Origin of the sequence: Rummeliibacillus stabekisii (genome assembly GCF_007988965.1) — a bacterium.
GTDB classification, from domain to species: domain Bacteria; phylum Bacillota; class Bacilli; order Bacillales_A; family Planococcaceae; genus Rummeliibacillus; species Rummeliibacillus stabekisii.
On sequence record NZ_BJVD01000006.1, the window covers coordinates 66470 to 90831 of the forward strand.

Here is a 24362-nt window from a genome sequence, read left to right on the forward strand (position 1 = left end):
AAAGGGTATATCATATGTCAGGAGGATAAAAGTGACGAAATTCGAATTTATTGAACGATTAAAAAAAGAAAGTATCAGACCAGGTGAATATTGTATAGTACTTGATAAAATAACGGATGCGCCTTTAGTGTTAGGGTGTGTATGGGAAAGTAATATATGGAAGATATATCAAACAAAAGAACGGAGCGGGCATTTTATAATTGAGGAATTTAATGATGAAAATGAAGCATTTGATTTTTTCTATGAAACAATATTATTCTATGCTTAAATTCTTTGAAAGTACCTCTAAAATATGAGCCTAACTTAGTAAATAAGTAAGTAAAAACACAAAAAATACAAACAGGTGAATACTTACTCGTACTAGATCATATCTCGGATGCTCAATATATTATTGGTTGTGTCTTCGATCAAGGTGTTTGGAAAATATATAAATCAAATGAGCGAGGAGGTCATTATGTAATAAGAGATTTTGAAGAAGAAAACCAAGCATTTGATTATTTTTATGAATTCATATTAAATAAATTCTACAAGAACAAGAAAATACATATCAGGTAGGTAAGTTTAATTATTAAAAGATTATTAATAAACAGATAGGAGAATTAGTTACATGTTAGAAAGCAAAAGGACAATTCTAGTTAAATATACAGAAGATGAGATAGGATATTTAGAGAAATTACTTAGTAATCCTAATATGGTGAGATACATTGGAAATGGAAAAGTACGAAGTAGGGAACAAACACAAAATTTCTTTAATTGGATTGTTGAGCAGTATAAGGTGAATGAAAATTATGGTCTTAAAATTATTAAAGATAAAACTTCTAGTCAAAATATAGGTCACGCAGGACTCGTCCCACAAATCGTTGAAGGAAAGGAATTTGTAGAGGTAGGTTATTGGGTAGAAGAAACTTATTGGGGAAAGGGATATGCATCGGAAATTGCTGGAACTTTGATAACTTATGGTTTACAAAACTTGAAACTCCCCGAATTAATTGCTCTCATTCAGAAAGGGAATGCTGCTTCTGAGAAAGTAGCCCTTAAAAATGGCATGAAAAAAGAAAAAGAGATAATATTGAATGGGAAAATTGCTAATTTATATAAAATCTCGTTGGAAAAATAAGAAAAAAACACGCTTGAAAGAATTCAAACGTGTAAGTAAATGGAGGTAATTAGGCAGTTGGCAGACCGTCTAGTTCAATTATAATCCGTTTTTTACTTAATTATTCACAGATCAATTTTATCTTTTACTTTAATTTGTTCCCACGTTTTCAAAAGTCTCCTCGAAGTCCAATCTAAGAGGTGATATACATTCCAGACTATTTCCATCTGGGTCTTCAAAATATATAGCTGCATGAGCTTGTGGAATATTATTTAATACTAGGGGTTGCTCCTCATCAGAAAACCCAAAAGCTGATTTTATAGCTATGCCTCTTTCTTCTAACCAATTTTTAATATCATTCATATTTGGTCTGTCAATTCGAAATGCAACATGTCTTAGCGATGGATGATAAGGAGTTCTCACTTTTTCTGTTTCCCATAAACCTAACCAGCTTTTTCCTTTATCAATCCAAAAAAACACTACTTTTTCTGATTGATAGGCAATCTCTAGATTCAATTTTAGATAGAATTCAACTGATCTTTCCAGATTACTAACTGGCAAATGAGCTTCATACAGTCCTTTAATCATAGGATTTTACCTGCTTTCATTTATGTAATTGTATTTTTAATATAAAGATAATTCATGTTATTTGATATACAACTTTCGATTGAACTTAGTTTTAAATTAGAAAACAGATTCCTTTTATTCTACACATAGGCAAATTATTGGGTATCAGTTGACTGCAAAACCGCAAAAATAAATTCAAAGGGGGGCCTGGAGCAGCCCTTTTTTATTTTGCATTAAGCAACTGGAAAAGTGGATCTAAATCATTTAGCTGGCAAAAAGACGCTAGCTTGGTATATAGGTGAAGAATCCAAGAAGGACGAACCTAAAAATAATAATCCAGAAAACATTAAGGAAGGAGAGTTAACTATCACATACTACGAGGAATTAAAAAAAGAGAATAGAAGAACTAGAAAAGGCGTTGGGAAAAAGATAGATAAGTGAGCGGGAATAAAGGTGGTTGGTCCTGGGCTAAAAAAGAAGAGATTAAGGATATGAAAAACACTAAAAAGTTTGTAACCGTGAAATGCTGTCGAGTGTACTATTTAAATAATTCAATAAAAAGAAGTAAGTACTAGCAGCCCCTATGGCAGAAATTCAAACTCTATCAAGGGGCAAATTTATTTGGTAGGGTATTAAACTGTTAAATGCAATATATGCTGAGGGCCTTTAGGACCTTCATAAAATTCATTCTTATCTTCAAACCCTGTCTTCAAGTAAAGGTTGTAAGCAGGAATGTTTTTCTTATTAACACCAAGCACTATTTCATTAATTTCTGGTAAATTTTCTTTCACAAATTTAGGCAATAGCTTGAGCCCCATTTTTGCTAAACCTTTTCCTTGATTTCTCGAATCAATTGAAAAAGCAGTGAGTAAACGGGCATTAGAATTGTTGCTGTACTTGGAAAGCTTTTTTCCGTCTTCTAAAGCAAAATAACCTACAGGTAAATGGTTTTCCATAATTAATATATGTTTAACGCTATTAGAAACTCTGAGGTTTTGAATCTTATCTAATGGCATACTTGTGAATTCCAATTGTTCTGTTGATAAATGGTAAGCTGATAACTGCTTCTCATATGTATTTTTGTATTCAACCAATTCAATTGAATTTTTTAAGGTTTCTGTTTGCATCCAGTCGACCTCCTAATATTTAGTTATTTCAGTATAATCTAATAATAGGTTATATACAATAAAAATAGAGGATGGATAAAACTTCTCTCTAAAGTAATGATACGAAACTTAATTAGGCGAAAGCATAGTTAGCTTTTTGAGACGAGTTTATGTCTTCTTTTTTTTCTTTGCTTTTTTCTGTTTGTAAGTTATATAAGAAGTTCTTAATGATGCGTAACTTCCGATGGCAGAATAACCATAAAACCATCCCATAAATAGGCCAGCAAGTAAATCGCCTCTATGACTAATAAATACTGAAATAAATAATCCTAGCACGAGAGCAACTGTTGGAACCCAGAAAGGCTTTATATGAAAAAATCTTTTTAAAATCTGTGTAATAATCATAACAACAGGGACTGCAATCACTGCATCCCAAAAGTTTGTATGTATCGTTGGAAAATGTTCCATTGCGCACCTCACTGCATAAATATATTTGTTTACAATATTTCCATCTAGGCAGGGGTTTATACTAGAGAAATTAATCTGCCTCGAACTTAGGCGAGCTTAAAGGGAGCTTTTCGGAGTCTACTTACCACTTGAATTAAATATTTGTCCAAAGTTAAAGCCTATACTAGAAGAGAGATAATATGATTGATACAGCTAACTTGTATAAAAGTCTTTATTATCCACTAATTAAAGGAACACCAAATAAAAAGGGATTTAAACGTTTTCTATAGAAGTTATTAGTAATTTTAAAAAAGGTGGTCTTTGTTATGAATATAAATACAAATGCATCTCCAATTTCTTGTAAGATTAATAATGTTTTCATTCATGTTAGTGACCTGAAAAAATCTTCAGAATGGTACTGTAACTTACTTGGTATTCCATTTAATGAAGATCATATTGAATCACCTGTATTCAATATTCCTCTTCCTTCAGAGACTGGACTTACACTGGATGATCATAGTTTTGACCCTGGATTTAAATTAAATCCCTCAGATCATGTATTATTTAATTTTTTCGTAGAGGATATTAATGAAGCGTACGATTTTATTGTGGGCAAACAGATTACCATTACAAAAGAAATTGAGCGTATTGATGATTTCGCTTATTTTAACTTTAGCGATTTAGATGGCAATATATTAATGATTTGTAATAACTAAATATCAAAGAGCCATGGTTTTTGCACATGGCTCTTTAACTAAAATAATAAAGGAGACCAAATTTGATGAGAACAAATAATTTTCCATTAATAGAAACGGATAGATTGATCTTAAGAGAGGTTAGCAAGGATGATGCGGATGATCTGTTAATATATTTATCTGATAAGGAAGTAATGAAGTATATGGGGCTAGAGCCATTTAATTCTGTTGAGGATGCATTAGATGAAATTGCGTGGTATAAGTCAATATTTGAAAAGGGAACAGGAATGAGATGGGGAATTTCGTTAAAAGGGCAGGATAAGATAATCGGTAGTTGCGGTTTTCTAAATAGGGCTACACAGCATTACCGTGCTGAAATCGGATATGAATTAAGTAAAGAACACTGGGGAAAAGGAATAGCAAGTGAGGCTATAGAAGCGGTTATTAATTATGGATTTAAAGAGTTAAATTTACATAGAATAGAAGCATTAATTGAACCACTTAATTTACCTTCTCAAAAAGTTTTGGAAAGAAAGGGGTTTATAAGAGAAGGACTTCTGAGGGGCTACGAGTTTACTTGCGGGAAATTCGATGATGTTTATATGTATTCATTGCTGAACCAGGATTTTAAAAGAAAAGAGGAAATAGGTAATCACTCTACTTCTGTTTAAGTTCTCATTTTTTAAAGGAAAAGTTTAGATTGGCTCATTTTTAGCGATTTATCACATTGTAGGTCAAAGCTAGGAGGGATTGAATGGATATTGGAAATGAATATCTGAAAGTTATTAAAGAGAGATTTAAAAGAGTAAAAGATTTAGCAGATAAAACGATAAGTCAATTATCTGAAGAAGACCTTCACTGGAAAGTAAACGAATCTTCCAATAGTATTGCCATAATAGTTAAACATGTAAGTGGAAATATGATATCTAGATGGTCCGATTTTTTAACGTCAGATGGTGAAAAACCTAACAGAAATCGTGATCAAGAATTTACTGATGACATTTCGTGTAAACAAGAAATGATCTTAATTTGGGAAAAAGGATGGGATACCCTACTAAATACATTAAAAGAATTAGAGAGCCCAGATTTATTAAAAAATATAATCATTCGCGGAGAAAAACACACTGTGTTAGCAGCAATTGAGAGACAAATGGCTCATTATTCTTATCATGTGGGACAGATTGTTTATATTGGTAAACAAATAAAAAGTGAAAATTGGAAAACTCTAAGCATCCCGGTAGGTAAATCAGAAGATTTTCTTCAGCAGATGCTAAATAAACATCAGCCTTTAAAAACAGAAGAGCATAGACAGTGAATTATTAAAAGAGAGTAGCCTAAAGCAGCTCTCTTTGTTCCTAGTTGACATCATATTCCACCTTCATTATAGTTAGTCACGTTATTGAGAGAGTTGTCACTACAGGGGAGAAAGTTGAGAGCAAAATAAAAAAGACAGGTTTACCTGTCTAATCATTTTTCTTATCAATCTTGTTAATAATAACACGCAGTAAATCATTCTTTTCTTGTTGAACTTTAAGTAATTTAACTAAAAACCAAATAATAAATGCAACTGGAATTAAGTAAAAAATGATTGGTAGGATAAAAATAAATAAGTTGAACACAGCTACTCCAGTTCCCATCCCCATTAAAAACCCCCCTTTTTTTCTCATACTATATCCTTAGCTCGTTAAGAATACTTTTCCTCTAGATATTTTAGTAGTCTCAACAATATCAATAGCCTTTTGTACATCTAATAAGTCAAATGTAGAATCTACCTCCATCAAACGCAATTTATTTTCAGCTAATAATGATATTAAAAGTTTAAAAGTATCTTGCCACTTATCTACTGATACATCTTTATTCCAATTTCTCAAATGAAATAAATTTGCATTCACTTTTGCTTTTTTTACAATATCTGCCCAGTTTACCTGTTCACCTGATAAAAGACCAATGGTAATGAAATCTCCATTAGGACGTACACTAAAAGCTAGGTCGTTTCCCGATGAACCTCCTATAGAATCTATAGCAGCATCAGCCCCCAGTCCGTTTGTTAATTCCATAACTGTTCCATATAGGGGAACCTTAGAAGTATCTATTACATAAGAGGCACCGAGACGAAGTAACTCATCTGTATATTTATTGTTTCGAGTTACTGCAATCAACCGAAAACCTAAAATCTTTGATAATTGAGCAAAAATATGACCAATTGCTGAACCACAAGCATTAACCAATAAAACATCATGTGGTTTTAATTTTAAAGCCTCTGTACAAACCAACCATGCAGTAATGGGATTAATGTACATTTGTGAGGCAGTAAAATCATCTATGAAATGAGGTATAGGGACGGCAAATTCCGATGACGTCTTTACAAACTCTTGCCATGTACCTTCCCCGCGTAAAGGTAGCACACGTTTACCAATGAGATTGGTAGAAACTAAAGAGCCTACCTCTTCTACAATGCCCACTCCTTCATAGCCTGGAATATTAGGTAAAGATATACGGTGAGAATATGACCCTCTAATTGGTATTAAGTCAGAAGGATTGATAGGCCGGGCTAACATTCGAACAAGGACTTCATGATCCTTGGGTGGTTCGATATTTTTAGACTCAACTTTTAATACATTTTTAGGACTACCAAAATCATAGAATTTAATACATTTTCCTTCCAATATTAATGTCTCCTTGAGATAAATTAGTTTTGTTTAATTATATCATTGTAAAAATAGTCTGTTGTCATAAAAAATTATTCCACAAAATGAAGATTGTGGGGTTTATTTTTTGTTTGATTGGGTAAATACCCATTAGGTACTTTTTAAATCATTATTTTTATAGAACTGTAGGAGGGGCGAATGGAAAATCATATTGAACAACTTAAGATGGAATTTCAGGCACTAAGTGTAGATTTGAATAATTTAAAACGAGAAATCTATGAGGTACTTGAAAGTTTTAATACATAACAGTCCATGTTTTCTACCTATTTTTTACTTAGTATATTCAGTAGAAAATATTATCTTTTAAAGGAGCTTATTTAGCTCTTTTTCTTTTTGCTTTTTTCTTTATTTTTTGTGTTTATGTATGGTCTAGGATTCACCTATTCATTGCTATATAAATTCTCAGTTGAAAAAATAAATACGATGATAAAGGTAATTATTTCTTTCTGTCGAATCTATAACAAAGCTTTATAAATGAAACTGAAGAGGAGATGGACTAAATAATTATCGAGAGGAATTTACACTTTGAAACTTTTACCATGGAAACAGTATGACACTTGGTCATGGAGGGAATTTACATTACTTCTTTTGCTCGAATTTTTATTTGTAATAGTAGTTGTTAAATATGGAATTCAATCACTTTATCAATTGTTGTTTAGCAATACATTATACTCAGGAACATTGACAGGTTTGACGATTGCCATTGTACTTTTAACGGGATTAACAAAAGCATCATCGTTAAGGTTTTTAAATACTTTTAAAAGGGGCAAATTATGAGCAAATGTGAAAAAGAAATACTATTGAAAGAGTTTGGTAGCTGGCTTGATTTTGTGAAACAAATTGATGAATCTATCTGGGATAAACCCCTGGGTGAAGGTAAATGGGCAGTCTGTGATGTAGTTAGCCATATCTTACTTTGGGATAAATACTTTTATGAAGAAGCTATTAAACCAATTGCTGAAGAAAAGCCAGTAACGGTTGAACACCTAGATTTTGATCTCTTTAATCAAGAGGCACGTGAGTTTGCTAAAACAAAAACCAACCAAGAGTTGGCCAAGCTAGCAAAAGAATATCGTAAATGTATTATAAACTCTATTCAGGAACAACCGGCAGAAAAGTTTACAAGGCAGAATAAAGATGCTCAAGGAAATAATTTCGTTATCAAAAACTACTTAAAAGATTTTATTTGGCACGATCAACATCATATGAAGCAAATAGCTGAGATAGGAAAGAAAAGGAAAGAAAAGCAGGATAGGTTTATAACCTTTAAAGGTATTATTTCATAATTAAAGCTCCTTCCCATATTTGGGGAGGAGCGAAGTTTTTCTTTCGCTTAGTATTTTTATTAGCATCCGTTAAATATCATTGTCCTTAATCAACAATTATTAAACTTGAAGCGCTTCTAATGATTTGGACGAGTAAATAGCAACTTTGCACCGAATCCGATTAAAACGATACCTGTTATTTTATCAATCGTACTCTGAACTTTAGTAGACATGAGCCATTGCCTTATATAACCTAATAAGAAAACTATTGCAGTAAACCATAGGATTGATAAAAGTGCGTAACCACAGCCCATAATTATAAATTGGAGGCTTGTATTGAGACCTGGTGATACAAATTGAGGTAAGAATGTTAAAAAGAAAATAGCAACCTTAGGGTTTAATGTATTAGAGATTAAACCTTGTTTAAAGGCAGATTTTTTTTGAGGAATCACATTCGTTACACTTTCGGAAGCATTTCCTTTTTTCTTTTTAATAAACGATGTTGCTCCTAGGTAAATCAAATAAAAAGCCCCTAGAAATTTAATAATCTCGAATGTAATTGCTGATTTCATTAAAATAATAGAAAGTCCAAAAGCGGCAGCCAAGGTATGGATTATTGAACCACTCGTTAAACCAAGAGCCATCTTTAGTCCATCATTCTTTCCGGTACTGATTGTTCTTTTTGTGATTAATGCAAAGTCTACACCTGGAGACATAACAATAAAGATCGTTAGTAGTAAATATCCGAGAAAGTCGTTCATACTTGATCTCCCATTGAAAAGTAATAGTTTATACTAACGTATTTATATTCTTATTTCAACCAGTCTAGGGAAAAATAAGACAAGATTAATGACATGTTATTTTAAGAATGGTGTAATTTTAGTATGAAAAACTAGTAGGAAGATTTTAAATGTAAAAGGTAAACAAAAATGGATGAAAAAGACCAGAGAACAGTAAATGTTAGCTGGACTTTTTGGTTGAAATTATTTCGATGTTTCACTATGCTTTTTTTCTTCTCAGTCCTTGCAAATAACCAATAAATAATAGCAACTATACCGATTAGTGCCAAGGCAAGCCCTACAAGCATCGCCATTGCTAAAATAAATCCAATATCCCCAAAATTCATTTTAAGTCTCCTTTTTATAGGTAGTATTAGTTTTGTATCTCATCATTATTACTGTTCATTAATGGCAAGATTCCCCTTTAGCAAGCGGATGTTTTTGGGCGAGCTGACTCAATTAAAGAAAAGTCATGCGTATAGTCTATTGGTTAGTACGAATAGATGTTGTATAAACATTCGATATTAAAGAATTAGAACCATTTAATGATGCTATTTCGAAGGAAATAGAATCAACATTAGATGTAAAGCTGCCATCTACATATGTAGAATTAATAAGAAATAAAAACAGTGGAACTTCAGCTTTTAATACAGACTTTAAATGGAATTGCTATAGATGATGGAATTGGTGAAAATAATTATTTACTTAAAGAATGGGAACTACCGAAAGGACTAATTCTATTAGGCGTTGATGGTCACTCTTGGGTAGCTTTAGATTATCGTAATTATGATGGTGATAACCCGCCCGGTTGAAGTCTTCATCGTCATCCTCATATTCATCATTGTCTTCCAAAGGTTCTGGCTCTTTGTATTCCGAAAAGCCTTATGAGTGCATGTTAAAAGCCTACAGTTCAATCTATGTAGGCTTGAAAAAGTTAATCTGTAACTAATTTTGAATATAGGCTTAAATCAATAAATTTCCCATTTGATTTTTCACACTTTCTCATTGTTCCTTCAAATGTAAAGTTCAATTTTCGTAAGACTTTTATAGAGTTAATATTTTCTGGTTCTACCTTTGCTTCTATCCTGTTTATATTTAATGAATTAAATGCGTACTCTATTAAAGAAGAAATGGCTTCAGGTGCGTACCCTTTGCCCCAATATGCTTTACTAATATCGTAACCGATTTCTACTTTTGCGTTTTCAAAATCAATAGAATTATAACCACATGATCCGATAATTTGATTTGATTCCAATTCAATTATTGAATAACGAATAGCTCTCTTTTCTTGAGATAGCTTATCAAGTAAATTAATCATTTCTTTCGCTTGGCTTATATTATTGAAACTATTGATATTCATAAACTTCGTCACTTCTGGATCTGACCAAATTTTAAATAAGCTTTCTGAATCTGAAGTTGTCATTTTCCTTAAAAATAATCTTTCTGTGTATAGTTCTTTAATCAATATTTTTACCTCCGATTTTATTTTATTATGGGGGAAAGATATTGATATCTGCGCATAGTTCAGTCCCTTCTTTGTAATATCAATTTTATTGTAATAGTTCACATATATTGACACAAGTATGTTTAAGATATAATCACCAAGAGGTTTAGAGTTATTTATAATTTGCGGGATTATCGATTAAGTGAGAGGGATAAAAATTAGAAGAAACACAAAAAGAGCAGAAAAGAGAATCAAAAGGATGATATCGAGAGCCGAAATTCAATAATAAATTAATGATTATATCTGCATTTAGTTGAGCAGTGTGTTGTTCTAAATAGAGTTTCGAATCAACGTGATACCTTTTAAGAAAAATTCCCTCAGCTTTTGTAAAACTTCCAAATACTTGTTCTTCTCTTTTGGCTCCTCTTTTTCGGACTATCTCAAAGTCAGTTTCTACAAAAGCCTTAAAATCAAATAGTTTATACAAATCTTTTTAAAATAAGAAAGTTCCATCAATAATAAAAATAGTATCAGTATTTGCTGTTTTTATTTCTGAGTTCACATATTCATCCGTTGCCAAATCTAAAGAATTAAGAATGGTGATGCTTATCAAGTCTTGATGCAATTAGAAAGCAAAATAAAACAGGCTTGAGGGTACTCAAACGTGCGATAAGATAGGCGGTGATGACGGTTATTATCCGTCCAACAATATTATATTCAACTTAATTTCAAAATAACCGAACTCAAATTGGGATTCATTTTACAAAAAACATTAGAACGAAGAAGGAGTAATATGGTCAAAAAATTCAAACTGACATGACTGTAGAAATTGATTTACATGATAATGCTGTTATGTTGTTGCTGGAGGCTGAATTATACAAGTAGATCCACCGCCAAGTGATTATGGCAAGCAGGAGATTAGTTGGCATAATGGTGAGCCGACGCATTCGGAAATTAATTATCGGTAGATATTCTAATAAATTAAAAGGGAGTTTAGTCAAAGACGCCAGTAACTCCCTTTTTATATTTATTTAATACTTATACGACAACGATTTTCACATTTAAAGTAGCTAACAACTGCTAAACAATAAGAAACTAACAAGGAAAAAGAACTATTTTACATATTTATCTCTTCTTTTATTGTTCCAGATAATAAATAATGGTAATAATACAGTGACCGGTATATATAAATACTGGAAATGATCTCTAAGAAATTCTACAACACGGATATTTATAAAGCCTATGCTTCCGAAAAAAAGAATAATATGCACTAAAGCCATCGCCAATTTTGGATGCTTCCGCTCTTTTTGAAAATATATTATTCGTATATTTAAAATAATTAAGCTGCATGAAATAATGCTCCAGGCGAGCCACATATATAGAAAGAAAACATCTAGCCTTTTGACAAAAGTAACTTCAATTGATTTCAAAATGTATAATACTGGCTCAGTAATATATGGCAAGGATGCTTTGGCGAAGTACATTTCTACAATAAGAATTATAAAAGCGACAAATAGTGTAATAATAAGTTGGTAAATTAAGATATCTTTAAAACGCACCTTATCTTCGGTCAATACAAATTTTCGTAATATTAAATAACTCTCTAAACCTGTAAATGAAGATAAGCCAAAAAGGGTCCCCTTTATCCATTGGTGACCAGTACTTGTTCCAATAGGAAATATTTGAGAAAAAGATAACTGTGGTAAAGTATAAAATAAAAAAAATACAAATATAAAGACAAAAGGTATTAAAAAAACGGGCATGTTTACAACAGTTGAGGGTCTACTGACGCTGATATAATAAGAAATAAACAACATTATTACTAATGTAATCGAATTAGGTGTTTTCTGTTCTACCCATATATTCAAGGTATATTGCATATAAATGAAAGAGAAGATCAGTAAAAATATCCAAATTAAAATAAAAATCCACCGTGTTAGTTTCCCAGGTTCAAAGTATTTGTAGAATTTTTCATATAAGCATAACTGAATAAAAATAATTACTGCAGAGATTAAGAACATTATCCAACTATCACGACCGCCAGCATTAATAATTATTTCTGGATATGCAATAAATATAATACCTGTTGTTCTAAAAAAGAGCATGAGAAACAGCTGAACTTTTGTAATGGTAAATTTCATGTTTTCTTTCCTTTCGGATCAAAACTGCTTGGTTGTGAAGTTGATCTTGAATGCTTCTTGCGGTATACAATTTGTGGAATTTTCTTAGGCTCAAAAGGCACAATTGGCGAAAAATATGGTGATTTTAAAGAGCTTAAATTACATAAATGTATCGTAAGAATTAGGAAGCCAGCCATTATGCCGAAGAAACCAAAGAGCGCAGCTGCGAACATAAATGGGAAACGCAACACTCGCACAGAGGTATTTAACTCTACCGATGGTACGACATAGCTAGATATTGCAGTCAATGCTACAACTATTACTACCATGTTGGAAACTAATCCAGCGTTGATTATGACATCTCCAACCACTAATCCACCGACAATACCTATGGTTTGAACCAAAGATTTTGGTAACCGAATACTAGCCTCTCGAATTAACTCAATGATCATTTCAACAATTAATGCTTCAACTATTGGCTTAAAAGGAATTTCACTTATATTTATTTTGAGTTTCTTGCTTAATTCGATAGGGAGAATTTCATAATGATAACTGACTATAGCAATATACAAGGCAGGTAGATAAACAGCTGTAAGGAAGCTAGCGATTCGAACCATTCGATAAAAGGACCCTACAATAACACGGCTATTAAAATCATCAGGCGATTGGTAAAAAGAAAATAATGTGACAGGTGCAATATAAGCAGTAGGCGAATAATCGGTCATTATAACAATTTTTCCTTCAGAGAGATTAGCAAATACTCGGTCTGGTCTTTCTGTATTCATAATTTGAGGGAAAGGGGAATAGGGAGAATCCTCAATGAAATCATTCAACTGGCCAGATGTATATAATCCATCCGCTTGTTCTTTTATTCCTTCTAACTTTCTTTCTAAAGCAGAGAGATTGTCTTGGTTAGCAAAACGGGCTAAATACATATAATAAATATCTGCTTTGTTATCTATTCCAACAGTCACTTTTTTTACGATTAAATCAGGCACACGCATTCTTTTTCTAATGAGCGCCAAATTTGTGTCCTGATCTTCAACAAAACCTTCATGAGCACCTCGTAGGATAGCTTCGTTTATTGGCTCATCTGGAGATCTATGAGGTAAATTTGGCATTGTGAAACATACCATTTCTTGAGATCTCAATAAAAGTAGCACCGCGTATCCTTGACAGACATATTCTACTAACTTTTCGAGGTTATAACTTTCTTTATGAGTGGCGGTTGTCGCATCCCAGTCTTTTTCATTAAATGTTGTTTGCACTTTCAACGTATTCACTATATCTTGTACATCTTTTACATTGGCCATTGAACTATAGTAGCAAAGAATGGCATATTGATCTTTGGGGAACGAGATTTCTCTAGCTACAAAATCAACTGAATTATAAAAAGTGGCTTTTAATTTTTCAATCATCGATTCTAGTTGGAGCATAACTTCCTCCTCTTAGTCTTTTGCTTTTGAATACAATAAGACCATTAGTTTCTCTAACACATCTTATTTTTCATTATGTGATAACTTATTCTGTTTCAAACAAATAAAAGCTATTGTAAATATATAAGAAATGCAAATATGAGAAAGAAAAAGTATTGGGTTTTTATATACAAAAAAACACAAACATGCTAAATATACTTAGTTTAATAAATGGCTTATCGAACAACCGGGAGCATCGAATTTACGCACTTACTGCGTTTATTTGGTGTTCCTTTTTTATTGCTTTAATAAGGGGGGCTAGTAATGGAAGAATGGGCAGTTAACTTGCTTGCAAGAATATAAAAAGAACCGCACAGCGTTACATCAGATAAAAGGTATATTTAAGACGGTATCTTTTAAATGTAGAAAATCAACTTTTAATAAAACTAACCAAAAAGTAACCGAAAACTAACATTTAAAATGAAAATCCGCCTCTTTTTTGGTTTTTCCTCGCAATGATATTTATATATTTGCGACGGTCGGTTAATGAGTCTACAAATGAATAATTTTGATGGTTTGTAAGATAATCATTTAATCGTTTAAGTGCGAAGTCATGCAAAATATTGAACGTATCTTGCACTTGAAGGACAGCAGCTTGTAATCAGCAAACTTTAAACTATCTAGCATAAAAGTTGGAAAGCAAAAATGATAAGCAAAACTATTGTCCATTCCTGATATTCTCGAAATGGGGGATATAAGCCTAATTGATTTCCAGTATGCCAAAGTACGTGGCATAATTAATGGGCGAATTGTTGCCATAGCTCTTCTTTTGAGACTCGGTTATCTATGTAAATATTGTTTTTAAAACACCTTGATTTATGGGGTCCAATAAGACAATAATTTTTAATTTGTATGCAATGTGCTTTATATTGAGTTGAGCTGGCGAAGTTATCTTTTCGCTTAAATATAGATTTTTTTCTATAAAAAGGTATTTTGTTGAAGAATTATGTTAAAGTATAAAAGGTTTTTAAATTAACAACTTCGAGGAAAAAAATGCTTAAACTATTATCGATTAATATAATACCAGTAATAATAATACGTGTTTTATTATTTTTCTTAATACAAACTACGTGGCCTATTATTTATTTAGTCAAAATTTTCTTTGAACTATTTACCCCCATCCTACTACTGAGATTGAATTACAAAGTGGCCGTAAAAAAAGAGAAAACTTATTTTATATCCAATTCTTTTCTTATTCTTTTTAGTAGTTTGCTTGGAGTAGCGTTAGGCTACTTATTCTGGGGATTAGATGCTAGTGGTTTTTCACTCCAAGACGATTTGGGGCAAAATATATTAAAAAACCCGGATAACGAAACATCTGGAATTGTTAAGTTGGAGGCAATAATCAACGTGACACTTAGTATTTTGGGGAGTCTACTTTGTTCTATCATTTTAATAATGAGAAATCGCAAAAAATCTACTATTCTTTAATCAGCAAATATATGGAGTTATGATGGGTAACTAAGCACACCTAAAAGGTGTGCTTTTTATTTTGGGGAAAATGGGGTGTTGCAGTGGACGTGACAACAATTGAGCAAATCGCCGGGAGCCAATTTATTTGGACTATATGCAGCATTCTATTGTGTGTAGCTGCATTGTTGTACTTAAAAAGCGAAAACAAAGAGAGAGAAAAAAAGTTAGAAGAAACTCAAAAAGAGCAGAAAGTGAATCAGAACGCCGATACCTAGAACTGAAAGAAGAGTCACGCAAACGAGAAAAAAACTTATGGCCAACTTAAAAAGTCTTACTGAATCTCAAGAGAAAGTGTAAAAGCGATTGAAGGATTAAGCCAGTCTTATACCGGTCTTAAAAGTGACTTTTTGCATTTAGCAAAAAGAGTAGAACTGAAAGAAGAAAAAAGGTATTGGAGGAGCTACCATGTTAGCAGTATTAGTTTTAGCGACCATTATTGCGCCAACTGTGATAGCGTTAGTGAATTAGTTAAAAGATCCTTACCAACTAAAAAGAATTACATCCGCTCATCGCATTCGTGATGGGTATTTTTATTGGAATAGTTTCATTTCCGTTTACAGAACTTGAGGTCACATTACGACTTTGGGCAGGTGGGATTGCTGGTCTAGCAAACACAGGTTTGTTTGAAATCACAAATTATCGAGAAGGTTTAAGTAAGGAGGGTAAGTAATTATGGGTAAAATCGTAGACATTTCTAAATGGCAACCAGAAGTGAACTATAAAACTTTTGCAACAGAGATAGACTTGGCTATCTTACGAGTACAAGATGGCTCTACAACAAAAGATAAGGTCTATCAAACGGATGCTGCAGGATGTGAGCAATATAAAGTTCCGGATGGTGTATATGCATTTACACGCTTTATTTCTGTAGGAGATGCCAAGGTTGAAGCAAGAGATTTTTATAGCCGTGCAACAGCTAATGCGCGTAAACCATTATTCTTTGTTGCTGATGTTGAAGATAAAACAATGAGCGATATGAAAGCAGAAACCAATGCCTTCATAGCAGAGTTACGTCGCCTTGGAGCTAAAAAGGTGGGTGTTTATGTAGCACATCATCTATACAGTGAATTTAATTTGGACTATTCAAAAGCTGATTTCGTGTGGATTCCTCGCTATGCAAATTATGGTGTTTCAGTGATTAAACCTAATTATCCATGTGATCTACAACAATACACAGATAAAGGTAAGTTTGCGGGCATTGCTGGCAATGTTGATTTAAACCGTTTAAATGGAACAAAAACTTTAGATTGGTTTTTGGGAAAAGAAGATGTGAAGGCAGTTTCAAAGCCAGTAAACCAAGGTTATTACACCAAGAAATATGACAGGTTAGTTTCTCTAACAGACTTTGGTATCTATGAAGATAAAGAGTTTAAGTAAGAACTGAAAAGCCATAAAAAGGGCACTAAACTTGATATCATCGACATTGCTCGTACTAAAAATGGTACACCACGTTTTATAGTATGCGGTGGCTATTGCACGGCTAATCGTAAGTATGTAAAGGCGTATACAGTTAAGTAATATCATACTGTCCATACAGTTATAGATACGTTAAAAGACCAGGGCTATTAACACCTGGTCTAATTTTATTTCTTCCTAATCGAAATCTTTTACCCTTTCAATAAATGGTTTACCATCCACTATACCGTTATTAAATAATTCTTGAGCAGTTATAAATCTTTGGGTGTAGGAATCTTTAGAACGCGTGAGTAAAAAACTTAACTCTTCACTATAAAGTCTACTAATCCACCATTCTTCACCATTGTAATCTAAGCTTACTTCTTGATTCTCATCTTCAATAGCTCTTCTAACATCTTCCCATTCCTTTGAATCCATTTTTTTACCTCCTATTTAAACTAATACCCATCTCCAGGTGCTAATTTCCCATTTTTATAATGCCAATTATGTCTATGGGGAACCTTTGGATGTGATTTTCCATTCCCATGTTTTGTATAATGTATATCCATATCTGCTTTTCCAGTTTTACCATAGTATCTTCGAATGCTAAGTTTCCCATCTTTATAAAAATCTCTTGATGAATAATTTTTTTAACTTCTTTTGGCAAACTTCTTAGTTTTTTTGACTTTTGATAAGTAGTATGTCTACCCTTAACTTTAGTGCCTTTCCTTCTAGAGTTTCGGGTAATTAGACACGGATTAGACAAATCAATTAAGAAGGAAGTATCCTAATAATGAATAAATTTACATATAAAAAGGAGGGAGAGTCTATGTATAAATATCTAGTGGAAATCCGAATGACTGAAGGACAAAGTCTTAAATTGAGAACTAATAGCGATGTAAGAGAGATCAATCCAGTGAAGATTGACGATAATAATGGCTACTCAACTATCACAAGCAAAATAACTTTAGATGGTTTAAACAAAACTAAAAAATACGCACGTGTTTATCAAGAGTTTAAATGGAAAAACTAAATTAGCTAGTATTAATTTAAAAACTGAAAGGAGAATAATAACATGGAAGTAAGTGTGTCATCTTCATATCTAATATTTGGAGTAATAAAAATAATCTTAATGGTTGGTGCAATACCAGCTATAATATATGCTTTATATCTATTAAGAAAGATTTCCAAAAAATAATAAAAGAGTAAGAGTCTTTTCATCTTTATGTCCGAGAAGAAAAATTTAGAAATTAATAAGCTAATAAGCTAAATATCTTAAACTACAGATAAATGGTCTGGAAAAGTTGCTTCTAATATCCGTACTGATTGAAAAAAAGTAAAAAATATTCAAGAGGGGTAACAGATACAATTAGAAAGCAGTATGAAAAAATACAAAGTTAAACCTAATTGGAAAAAGGATAAAATTGATTTGCATCATATAAAACCAGTAGCTTAGAGGAAGTTCGAAATTAGCAAATTATAGGCAGTTCCTCGAGAAAAACATAAAAAAATCACCTCATGGTTTAATAATTATTAAAAACGAATTGTGGAGGGAAATATGTCAGAAATAAAAAAGGTATTAGAGAAGCTTAAAAGTCAATTAGATGAAAATCTTACTCGATTAGTCCCAGAAGGTTTAGTTGGACGTGATGGTACTATTATACGTGAAGAATGCATTTTTAACCCACCTTCAAATATAGAAGAAATTTATTCACTTGAAAAAGAGTTGGTGATAACTATTCCACAGGATTACAAAGATTTCCTTTTATATCATGATGGAATGACACTTTTTAAAAGCTATCTTGCTGAATTTAAATTCTTTAGCTTAAACGAGATGCGAGAAAATTTTTTGATTGTTCAAGAAGATTGCAAAGAATTTGGTCTTGAATTAACAAAAAATTACCCAATAGGTGAATTTCCAGATGTCGGATATATTATGATTGATAATGACAAGGCTAAAAAAGAAACATCAAAGGGTGCTATATATGTGAATCATATATCGCCAGAAGAAACAAACGAGTCATTTGTATCTTTTGTGGAAAACATTGTAGATAAAACAGGTGAATTCTTCTGGGAAGAAGCAAACCTTCCAGTATAATAATCTTTCTATGTAAGCAATAAACCTGGTTTTGCTCTTGTTGCATATCAAGATATTTTATACATTTAGTGAAATGCTAATTATTGATGAAGAATTAATGCTTGTTGTGCAGCAAATCGAAAAAATCATAGTAAAAGAATTACCGATGTTTCCTATAAAATAGGAAATTAATGAGCTATATAAAACAACACGGCCTTCCATGTTACTAAACCATGAGATAGTCGTGTTTTTATAATAAGAAAAAGTTTGTTTTAAAAGCACTATTGAATAACATTAAATATACCCAAAAATAAAAATCACCAAAAAATCACGTAAAAAATGAAAATCCGTGAAAAAATATGTAATTCGAGATAAAATAGAAGAGCACAAACCTTATAATTCAAGGGATTATGAAGGAATATGAAAGGGGACGAAATTATGAACCCATACGAAGAATATATGCAAGGCATTGTACAACCAATGCGAGATGAATTAGTGAACGCCGGTTTTACGGAATTAAGAACGCCGGATGAAGTGGCTGAACATATGCAAGAATCGAAAGGTACCTCATTGATTGTTATTAACTCTGTATGCGGATGTGCGGCCGGTCTTGCACGTCCAGCAGTTATTGAAGCTATACAGCAAGCTGAGTATAAGCCGGACCACTTAACGACAGTGTTTGCTGGTCAAGATGCTGAAGCGACAATGCAAATGAGGGGCTTCTTTGAGGAAGTGCCACCAAGCTCTCCTTCTATTGCTATTTGGAAAGATGGACAGTTGGCTTACTTTATTCCGCGTGAACAAATTGAAGATCATGCAATGGAACAGGTGCGCGATCATTTAGTAGGCGTGCTTGATCAAATATGTGCGGAATAAAAACTATAGTAACAACAGTGGGAAGGCCCAACCAGCATTCATTTGAATTAGCGGAAAAAGCCTGTAAAGCACTTGAATTACCATTCATCGAAAGAAAGAAGAAGTCTCTTCAAAAAATAGCGGAAGAACACCATGCAAATTTAATTGTTGCGGGTAAACTCTCATATGAGTATCTTCCATTTGAATCTGAGGAACCTTTTTTCTTTCATCCTAGCTCAGCTGCCTTTCGCTTGAAACGGATAGCGAGGGGTGAGCATGAGCCTTTCTTGGATGTAGCCAAACTGCAAAAAGGAGATACCTTTTTAGATTGTACGTTAGGGCTTGGCTCGGATAGTATTGTGGCCGCTTATGCAGTAGGTGATATAGGATTAGTCATTGGCTGTGAAGGCAATCCGAATGTAGCGTTTATTGTACGTGAAGGCATGCGGTCGTATGACAGAGCGCAATTGCCTCTACTTTCTTGTATGGATTACATACAAGTTGTTAGTAGTTTAGCGATTGACTATCTTAAACAGCAACAGGATAATGCATTCGATGTCGTTTATATGGACCCTATGTTTGAAGAGACAATAGAGGAGTCAAAAAACTTTTCACCGTTGCGTGTTGCAGGACTGCAAAATTCATTAACAGATGAATGGGTGGAAGAGGCAAAAAGGGTAGCAAAGAAGCGAATTGTGTTAAAAGCTCATTTCCGTTCTCCGTTGTTTGATCAATTTCATTTCACACGAGACATTCGCTATAATGCAAAATTTCATTATGGTGTGATTGAACTATAGGCCTGCGATTATTCGCAGGCTTTTGTTATACAAAAAAACAGTGGAAATTATCCACTGTTTTCTACTGAATTTCAGGTTTGTAGTTTGTTTTAAAAATTAGGATACTCTAAACTAATGACCAAAACTAGCACTCGGTAAGGGTTTACATCCCTTACTGAGTGCGTTTGTTTTATAATCGCATTAGTCTGTAATACAAAGAGACATTAAATAGAATAATAGCAATAAAAATCCGATACCCATTGCGATTGACATAAAATTTGCCCTCCTTTTGTACAAAAACGAACGCTTTATTTTGCATTAAGGGCAGTGAATAATTAAAAATGAAGCCCGTAAATGCCCGAATGGTTCTACTACCAATCTGATTGTCCCAGATTGCAGTGTCACTTTATTTCTACTATATTGTACAATGATTTAGAAAAAGATGAAACCTTTACTTCTGATTTTCGTATATACTAATAAGTGAAAAGACAATATTTGTTCAACGGCAGGTGAAAAGTATGAGAAATAAACTTCAAAAACTCCTTGTATCAACAGTCGCCGTTCTGACTTTAGGTGTTATCACATCTAATCACTCCATTTGGGAAAACTTATTAGAACACGGCGAAAGTCATAAAACGCCTTATACAAAAGATGTTTCAAAAGAATACATACAACATGCTCAGCCAGAAGTAGACCAATTCACAATGTCTGGTCAGCTAATAGATCAAGCAAAAGAACAATCTTATTTAAAATTTGGGAATCGTATTGGTCCTAAGATAAGCAATGAATTTGATCATATTATATTTCCCAAGATTGAGGAAGCTATTCATATGACAGTGGATCATCTGAATGTCAACGAGATGCGTGACTTGGCGATGACTGAAAAACCAAGTGGCGACTATTCTGAAAAGATTTTTCATATTTATCAAGCATCATCAGGACAAGATATGATTCGTTTCCATGTACGTACGGAACGCAGACCAGTAGATGGCTATTACTATAATTTTCATTATCACACCTATAAAGACAAATTTGCTTCTCATAACAATCTAGGTGAGATTTATTGGTCTAAAGATACACCACCAAAATGGTTAAGTTAAATTCTGAATATTAAAGAAAATATTTATGAACTCAATAGAAATATACGTTATCTATATTTCTACCAATTACTTTAAAACATCTTATCTTTTGTATTAACAGTTAGTCAGTAAAGATAAGTTTGTGAATGGCTTCTTTTTTAAAAGGAAACAAGTACTTTAACACAGATATGCTTGTGAAGATTTGGCGTTAATAGAAAAAACAAAAAGCTAAATTGTTAAATAAAAGCCAGATGCAAAGTAAAAATGCATCTGGCTTTTAATATTATTTATAATAGATATCTTTTAGTAAATGTATGTACATAGAGTGCTAACTAAAGAATTGAAAGTTAATACTATCTGTCTTTTTGTTTTATTTTACGTCATTTCTCGTCAATGTTATCATGAAATAGATAAATAAATTGGAGGCTATACTTAATGAAACAATACCAAGACCTTTGCCGCCATATTCTAGAAAACGGAATCGAAAAGGGTGACCGTACAGGGACTGGCACAATTAGCGTGTTTGGCTATCAAATGAGATACGATTTGCAAGAGGGTTTCCCCTTAATGACAACTAAGAAAACCTCTTTCCGATTAATTGCAACCGAGTTGTTATGGTTTTTAAAAGGTGATACGAATGTACGTACACTAATCGAAGAAAACAATCATATTTGGGATGAATGGGCTTTTGAAAAATGGATTAAAAGTGATGCATATGAGGGGCCTGATATGACAGACTTTGGGCATCGTGTATTAACAGATGAGACGTTTAAAAAACAATATGAAGAACAGATGGCCAATTTTCAACAGAGAATATTAGAAGATGAAGCATTCGCAAAGGAATTCGGTGATCTTGGTCCTGTTTATGGCAAACAGTGGCGCTCATGGCCTGACGGTATGGGTGGAACGATAGACCAAATACAAAATGTCATTGAATCAATTAAGAAGAATCCTGATTCCAGACGGCATATTGTAACAGCTTGGAATCCTGCAGAAGTAGAGGACATGGCGCTGCCTCCATGCCATTCATTCTTTCAATTTTATGTAGCGGAAGGTAAACTCTCTTGCCAACTATATCAACGAAGTGCAGATGTTTTTCTAGGTGTTCCTTTCAACATTGCTTCGTATGCACTTCTTACCCATTTAATCGCTAAAGAATGTGGTCTAGAAGCTGGGGATTTTGTTCATACGCTGGGTGATGCTCATTTATATAAAAATCACTTGGATCAAGTGAAGGAACAACTTTCACGCAAACCCAAGACATTGCCAAAGCTTGTTATTAAGACGGACAAGAATTCAATTTTTGATTATGAAACCAAAGATTTGGCTATAGAAGGATATGACCCTTACCCGCGCATAGCAGCGCCTATTTCTGTCTAAGGAGATGAATTTATGATTTCATTAATTGTAGCGCATGATGAAAATCGAGTGATTGGTTATCAAAATAAAATTCCTTGGTATTTGCCAGAGGATCTTGCATTTTTCAAAAAAACAACAATGGGTAAACCAATGATTATGGGGCGTAAAACATTTGAATCTATCGGCAAGCCATTGCCTGGAAGAACAAGCATTGTTGTGACAAGAGATCCATTATATCAAGTAGAAGGTGCAACGGTTGTACATTCTTTTGAAGAAGCTTTGAAAGAAGCAGAAAAAGAAAACAAAGAAATTATGGTAATCGGTGGAGAGCAATTATTTAAAATGGCGCTTCCAGTTGCAGATATCTTGTATATAACGAAAATACAACATGCCTTTAAAGGGGATACATACTTCCCGGTCTATGGCGATGAATGGAAGAAAGTTTCTGAGTCAGAGATACATGAAACAGAAGACCATATCAAATATTCTTATATTGTCTATAAAAAATCATAACTTAAAATAACGTAGAATATCTATAGTGGATATGGGTAATCATTTAATTATGGTGTTATTAAACTTTCAAGGTATCTCTGCATATTGTATAGATAAATACTTCACAAAAAGTTCTTATTCTCCCCCAAACAATTGACAAATGTCACATGTTTGAACAGCTGTAGACGGGTAAAATAAAGTATAAATACTTAAAACAGTGGATGGAATAAAAGGAAGTGTCATTATGGGACGAATTCAAATTGTAACAGATTCGACTGGAGAATTAACTAAAAGTGAAATTGAACTATACAACATTCATGTGGTACCGCTATCAATTCAAATAAATAATGAAACATATATAGATGGTGTTAATTTAAATCCGATTGAATTTTTAGAAAAAATGGCAGAGTCTACTGAATTGCCTAAAAGCTCTCAGCCAGCAGTAGGGGTGTTTAAAGAGTTATTTGATGAGATTGGGAAGAATGGCGATGAAGTATTAGTTATTACTATGACGGGAAGTATGAGCGGCACCGTGAAATCTGCGGAAGCTGCAGCTACCATGACTGATACAAATGTAGTCGTTGTTGATTCTCGATTTACTTCATTTGGGCTTGGCTTTCAGGTGCTAGAAGCAGCACAGATGGCTAAAGAAGGCAAAAGCATGGATGAGATTTTACAAAGAATCGACTATGTGCGAGAACATACCCACCTTTTTGTTGTAGTAGATACACTAGAAAACCTGGTTAAGGGCGGACGTATCGGAAAAGGGATGGGCATGATCGGTTCTTTATTAAACATTAAACCGATTGCCAACTTAGAGACAGGCGACTATAATCCTGTAGCAAAAGTGCGAAGCCATAAACAAGTAGTCAAATATCTAACCAATCAATACATCCAAGACACAGAGGGACGTGTTGTTCGAGGTGTTGGCATTGCACACGCAAATGGTTTAGAGATGGCAAACCCTCTAAAAACTAGGATTGAAGAGACAGGCTATCATGATGTAAAATTTGGCTATACGTCGCCAATTATTAGTACACATACAGGGCCAGGTGCAATTGGCTTTTCTTACTATACTGATTAATTTAGGCGGCAGGGAAGTTCCCTGCCTTCTTTCATTTTGAGCGACAGAGCCGATGTGAAAGGAGGGCAAA

General features: G+C 33.2%; 32 protein-coding genes. 21 read left to right on the forward strand and 11 right to left on the reverse strand.

Annotation, left to right across the window (positions count from 1 at the left end; translation table 11 throughout):
• Positions 1-31 precede the first annotated feature (31 nt).
• Entirely contained in the window at positions 32-268 is a 237-nt protein-coding gene (locus RST01_RS11065; protein ID WP_147196801.1) for a hypothetical protein, read from the forward strand.
• Between the two features lie 339 nt (positions 269-607).
• Entirely contained in the window at positions 608-1117 is a 510-nt protein-coding gene (locus RST01_RS11070) for a GNAT family N-acetyltransferase (RefSeq protein ID WP_147196803.1), read from the forward strand.
• A gap of 129 nt (positions 1118-1246) precedes the next feature.
• On the opposite strand, the gene RST01_RS11075 is transcribed toward RST01_RS11070, so the two are convergent.
• Positions 1247-1684 (reverse strand): VOC family protein, encoded by a 438-nt coding sequence (locus RST01_RS11075; RefSeq protein ID WP_147196805.1) that lies wholly within the window; start codon positions 1682-1684, stop codon positions 1247-1249.
• A 228-nt stretch (positions 1685-1912) separates the two neighbouring features.
• Between RST01_RS11075 and RST01_RS11080 the strand changes: the two genes are divergently transcribed.
• On the forward strand, positions 1913-2104 hold the full coding sequence (locus RST01_RS11080) for a hypothetical protein (protein ID WP_147196806.1): 192 nt from the start codon (positions 1913-1915) through the stop codon (positions 2102-2104).
• Positions 2105-2295: 191 nt separating this feature from the next.
• Here the strand turns inward: RST01_RS11080 and RST01_RS11085 are convergent, their stop codons facing one another.
• Positions 2296-2790, reverse strand: coding sequence for a GNAT family N-acetyltransferase (locus RST01_RS11085; RefSeq protein WP_147196808.1), 495 nt, complete (start codon positions 2788-2790; stop codon positions 2296-2298).
• 147 nt (positions 2791-2937) lie between these two features.
• Positions 2938-3237: a hypothetical protein gene (locus RST01_RS11090; RefSeq protein ID WP_147196809.1), complete on the reverse strand. Its 300-nt coding sequence runs from the start codon at positions 3235-3237 to the stop codon at positions 2938-2940.
• Between the two features lie 305 nt (positions 3238-3542).
• On the opposite strand from RST01_RS11090, the gene RST01_RS11095 reads away from it, so the two are divergent.
• From RST01_RS11095 to RST01_RS11105, 3 genes are all read left to right on the forward strand, one after another.
• Positions 3543-3932, forward strand: coding sequence for a VOC family protein (locus tag RST01_RS11095; protein WP_221297918.1), 390 nt, complete (start codon positions 3543-3545; stop codon positions 3930-3932).
• Positions 3933-3997: 65 nt separating this feature from the next.
• On the forward strand, positions 3998-4582 hold the full coding sequence (locus RST01_RS11100; protein ID WP_147196811.1) for a GNAT family N-acetyltransferase: 585 nt from the start codon (positions 3998-4000) through the stop codon (positions 4580-4582).
• An 83-nt stretch (positions 4583-4665) separates the two neighbouring features.
• A complete protein-coding gene (locus tag RST01_RS11105; RefSeq protein ID WP_147196813.1) occupies positions 4666-5226 on the forward strand; it encodes a DinB family protein in 561 nt (186 codons plus the stop codon).
• A gap of 148 nt (positions 5227-5374) precedes the next feature.
• Here the strand turns inward: RST01_RS11105 and RST01_RS11110 are convergent, their stop codons facing one another.
• Both RST01_RS11110 and RST01_RS11115 read right to left on the reverse strand, forming a co-directional pair.
• Entirely contained in the window at positions 5375-5554 is a 180-nt protein-coding gene (locus tag RST01_RS11110) for a hypothetical protein (protein WP_147196815.1), read from the reverse strand.
• 33 nt (positions 5555-5587) lie between these two features.
• Positions 5588-6577: a zinc-dependent alcohol dehydrogenase family protein gene (locus tag RST01_RS11115; protein WP_147196816.1), complete on the reverse strand. Its 990-nt coding sequence runs from the start codon at positions 6575-6577 to the stop codon at positions 5588-5590.
• Between the two features lie 567 nt (positions 6578-7144).
• Between RST01_RS11115 and RST01_RS11120 the strand changes: the two genes are divergently transcribed.
• Both RST01_RS11120 and RST01_RS11125 read left to right on the forward strand, forming a co-directional pair.
• Positions 7145-7396, forward strand: a complete 252-nt coding sequence (locus tag RST01_RS11120) for a hypothetical protein (RefSeq protein ID WP_147196818.1) — start codon at positions 7145-7147, stop codon at positions 7394-7396.
• A complete protein-coding gene (locus RST01_RS11125) occupies positions 7393-7905 on the forward strand; it encodes a DinB family protein (RefSeq protein WP_147196820.1) in 513 nt (170 codons plus the stop codon). The genes RST01_RS11120 and RST01_RS11125 overlap by 4 nt, the downstream gene beginning before the upstream one ends.
• Before the next feature lie 116 nt (positions 7906-8021).
• Here RST01_RS11125 and RST01_RS11130 read toward each other — a convergent pair whose 3' ends face one another.
• Together RST01_RS11130 and RST01_RS11135 are read right to left on the reverse strand one after the other, a co-directional pair.
• The gene (locus RST01_RS11130) at positions 8022-8645 is read right to left on the reverse strand and encodes a LysE family translocator (RefSeq protein WP_147196822.1); all 624 of its coding nucleotides are present in this window, start codon (positions 8643-8645) and stop codon (positions 8022-8024) included.
• A gap of 131 nt (positions 8646-8776) precedes the next feature.
• On the reverse strand, positions 8777-9010 hold the full coding sequence (locus RST01_RS11135) for a hypothetical protein (protein ID WP_147196824.1): 234 nt from the start codon (positions 9008-9010) through the stop codon (positions 8777-8779).
• Between the two features lie 282 nt (positions 9011-9292).
• On the opposite strand from RST01_RS11135, the gene RST01_RS11140 reads away from it, so the two are divergent.
• Positions 9293-9475 carry a hypothetical protein gene (locus tag RST01_RS11140; protein WP_147196826.1) on the forward strand — a complete coding sequence of 61 codons (183 nt, stop codon included), beginning with the start codon at positions 9293-9295 and terminating at the stop codon, positions 9473-9475.
• 122 nt (positions 9476-9597) lie between these two features.
• On the opposite strand, the gene RST01_RS11145 is transcribed toward RST01_RS11140, so the two are convergent.
• From RST01_RS11145 to RST01_RS11160, 3 genes are all read right to left on the reverse strand, one after another.
• A complete protein-coding gene (locus RST01_RS11145) occupies positions 9598-10128 on the reverse strand; it encodes a GNAT family N-acetyltransferase (RefSeq protein ID WP_147196828.1) in 531 nt (176 codons plus the stop codon).
• A 1091-nt stretch (positions 10129-11219) separates the two neighbouring features.
• Positions 11220-12248, reverse strand: a complete 1029-nt coding sequence (locus tag RST01_RS11155) for a GerAB/ArcD/ProY family transporter (RefSeq protein WP_147196830.1) — start codon at positions 12246-12248, stop codon at positions 11220-11222.
• A complete protein-coding gene (locus RST01_RS11160) occupies positions 12245-13663 on the reverse strand; it encodes a spore germination protein (protein ID WP_147196831.1) in 1419 nt (472 codons plus the stop codon). Before RST01_RS11160 ends, RST01_RS11155 begins: the two co-directional genes overlap by 4 nt.
• 1032 nt (positions 13664-14695) lie before the next feature.
• On the opposite strand from RST01_RS11160, the gene RST01_RS11165 reads away from it, so the two are divergent.
• The 4 genes from RST01_RS11165 to RST01_RS16310 all read left to right on the forward strand — a co-directional run bounded on the left by RST01_RS11165 (position 14696) and on the right by RST01_RS16310 (position 16693).
• Complete coding sequence (locus RST01_RS11165) at positions 14696-15133, forward strand: hypothetical protein (RefSeq protein ID WP_147196833.1); 438 nt, start codon at positions 14696-14698, stop codon at positions 15131-15133.
• Between the two features lie 83 nt (positions 15134-15216).
• Positions 15217-15390: a hypothetical protein gene (locus RST01_RS16015; protein ID WP_184117461.1), complete on the forward strand. Its 174-nt coding sequence runs from the start codon at positions 15217-15219 to the stop codon at positions 15388-15390.
• 457 nt (positions 15391-15847) lie between these two features.
• Positions 15848-16552, forward strand: coding sequence for a glycoside hydrolase family 25 protein (locus RST01_RS11175; RefSeq protein ID WP_147196835.1), 705 nt, complete (start codon positions 15848-15850; stop codon positions 16550-16552).
• 3 nt (positions 16553-16555) lie between these two features.
• On the forward strand, positions 16556-16693 hold the full coding sequence (locus RST01_RS16310; RefSeq protein WP_221297961.1) for a DUF5776 domain-containing protein: 138 nt from the start codon (positions 16556-16558) through the stop codon (positions 16691-16693).
• A gap of 75 nt (positions 16694-16768) precedes the next feature.
• Here the strand turns inward: RST01_RS16310 and RST01_RS11180 are convergent, their stop codons facing one another.
• Positions 16769-17008, reverse strand: coding sequence for a hypothetical protein (locus tag RST01_RS11180; protein ID WP_147196837.1), 240 nt, complete (start codon positions 17006-17008; stop codon positions 16769-16771).
• A gap of 391 nt (positions 17009-17399) precedes the next feature.
• Here RST01_RS11180 and RST01_RS11185 point away from each other — a divergent pair, with 391 nt between their 5' ends.
• The 8 genes from RST01_RS11185 to RST01_RS11220 all read left to right on the forward strand — a co-directional run bounded on the left by RST01_RS11185 (position 17400) and on the right by RST01_RS11220 (position 24292).
• Complete coding sequence (locus tag RST01_RS11185) at positions 17400-17603, forward strand: hypothetical protein (protein WP_147196839.1); 204 nt, start codon at positions 17400-17402, stop codon at positions 17601-17603.
• Between the two features lie 525 nt (positions 17604-18128).
• Positions 18129-18668 (forward strand): SMI1/KNR4 family protein, encoded by a 540-nt coding sequence (locus RST01_RS11190; RefSeq protein ID WP_147196841.1) that lies wholly within the window; start codon positions 18129-18131, stop codon positions 18666-18668.
• Positions 18669-19085: 417 nt separating this feature from the next.
• Positions 19086-19523: a BrxA/BrxB family bacilliredoxin gene (locus RST01_RS11195; protein ID WP_147196843.1), complete on the forward strand. Its 438-nt coding sequence runs from the start codon at positions 19086-19088 to the stop codon at positions 19521-19523.
• Positions 19511-20299 carry a class I SAM-dependent methyltransferase gene (locus RST01_RS11200; protein ID WP_147196845.1) on the forward strand — a complete coding sequence of 263 codons (789 nt, stop codon included), beginning with the start codon at positions 19511-19513 and terminating at the stop codon, positions 20297-20299. Before RST01_RS11195 ends, RST01_RS11200 begins: the two co-directional genes overlap by 13 nt.
• Positions 20300-20796: 497 nt before the next feature.
• Positions 20797-21378 carry a YpjP family protein gene (locus RST01_RS11205; RefSeq protein ID WP_147196847.1) on the forward strand — a complete coding sequence of 194 codons (582 nt, stop codon included), beginning with the start codon at positions 20797-20799 and terminating at the stop codon, positions 21376-21378.
• Between the two features lie 414 nt (positions 21379-21792).
• A complete protein-coding gene (locus RST01_RS11210) occupies positions 21793-22737 on the forward strand; it encodes a thymidylate synthase (RefSeq protein WP_147196849.1) in 945 nt (314 codons plus the stop codon).
• A gap of 12 nt (positions 22738-22749) precedes the next feature.
• Positions 22750-23229, forward strand: a complete 480-nt coding sequence (locus RST01_RS11215) for a dihydrofolate reductase (RefSeq protein ID WP_147196851.1) — start codon at positions 22750-22752, stop codon at positions 23227-23229.
• A 223-nt stretch (positions 23230-23452) separates the two neighbouring features.
• Positions 23453-24292 (forward strand): DegV family protein, encoded by an 840-nt coding sequence (locus RST01_RS11220; protein WP_066788113.1) that lies wholly within the window; start codon positions 23453-23455, stop codon positions 24290-24292.
• Positions 24293-24362 lie beyond the last annotated feature (70 nt).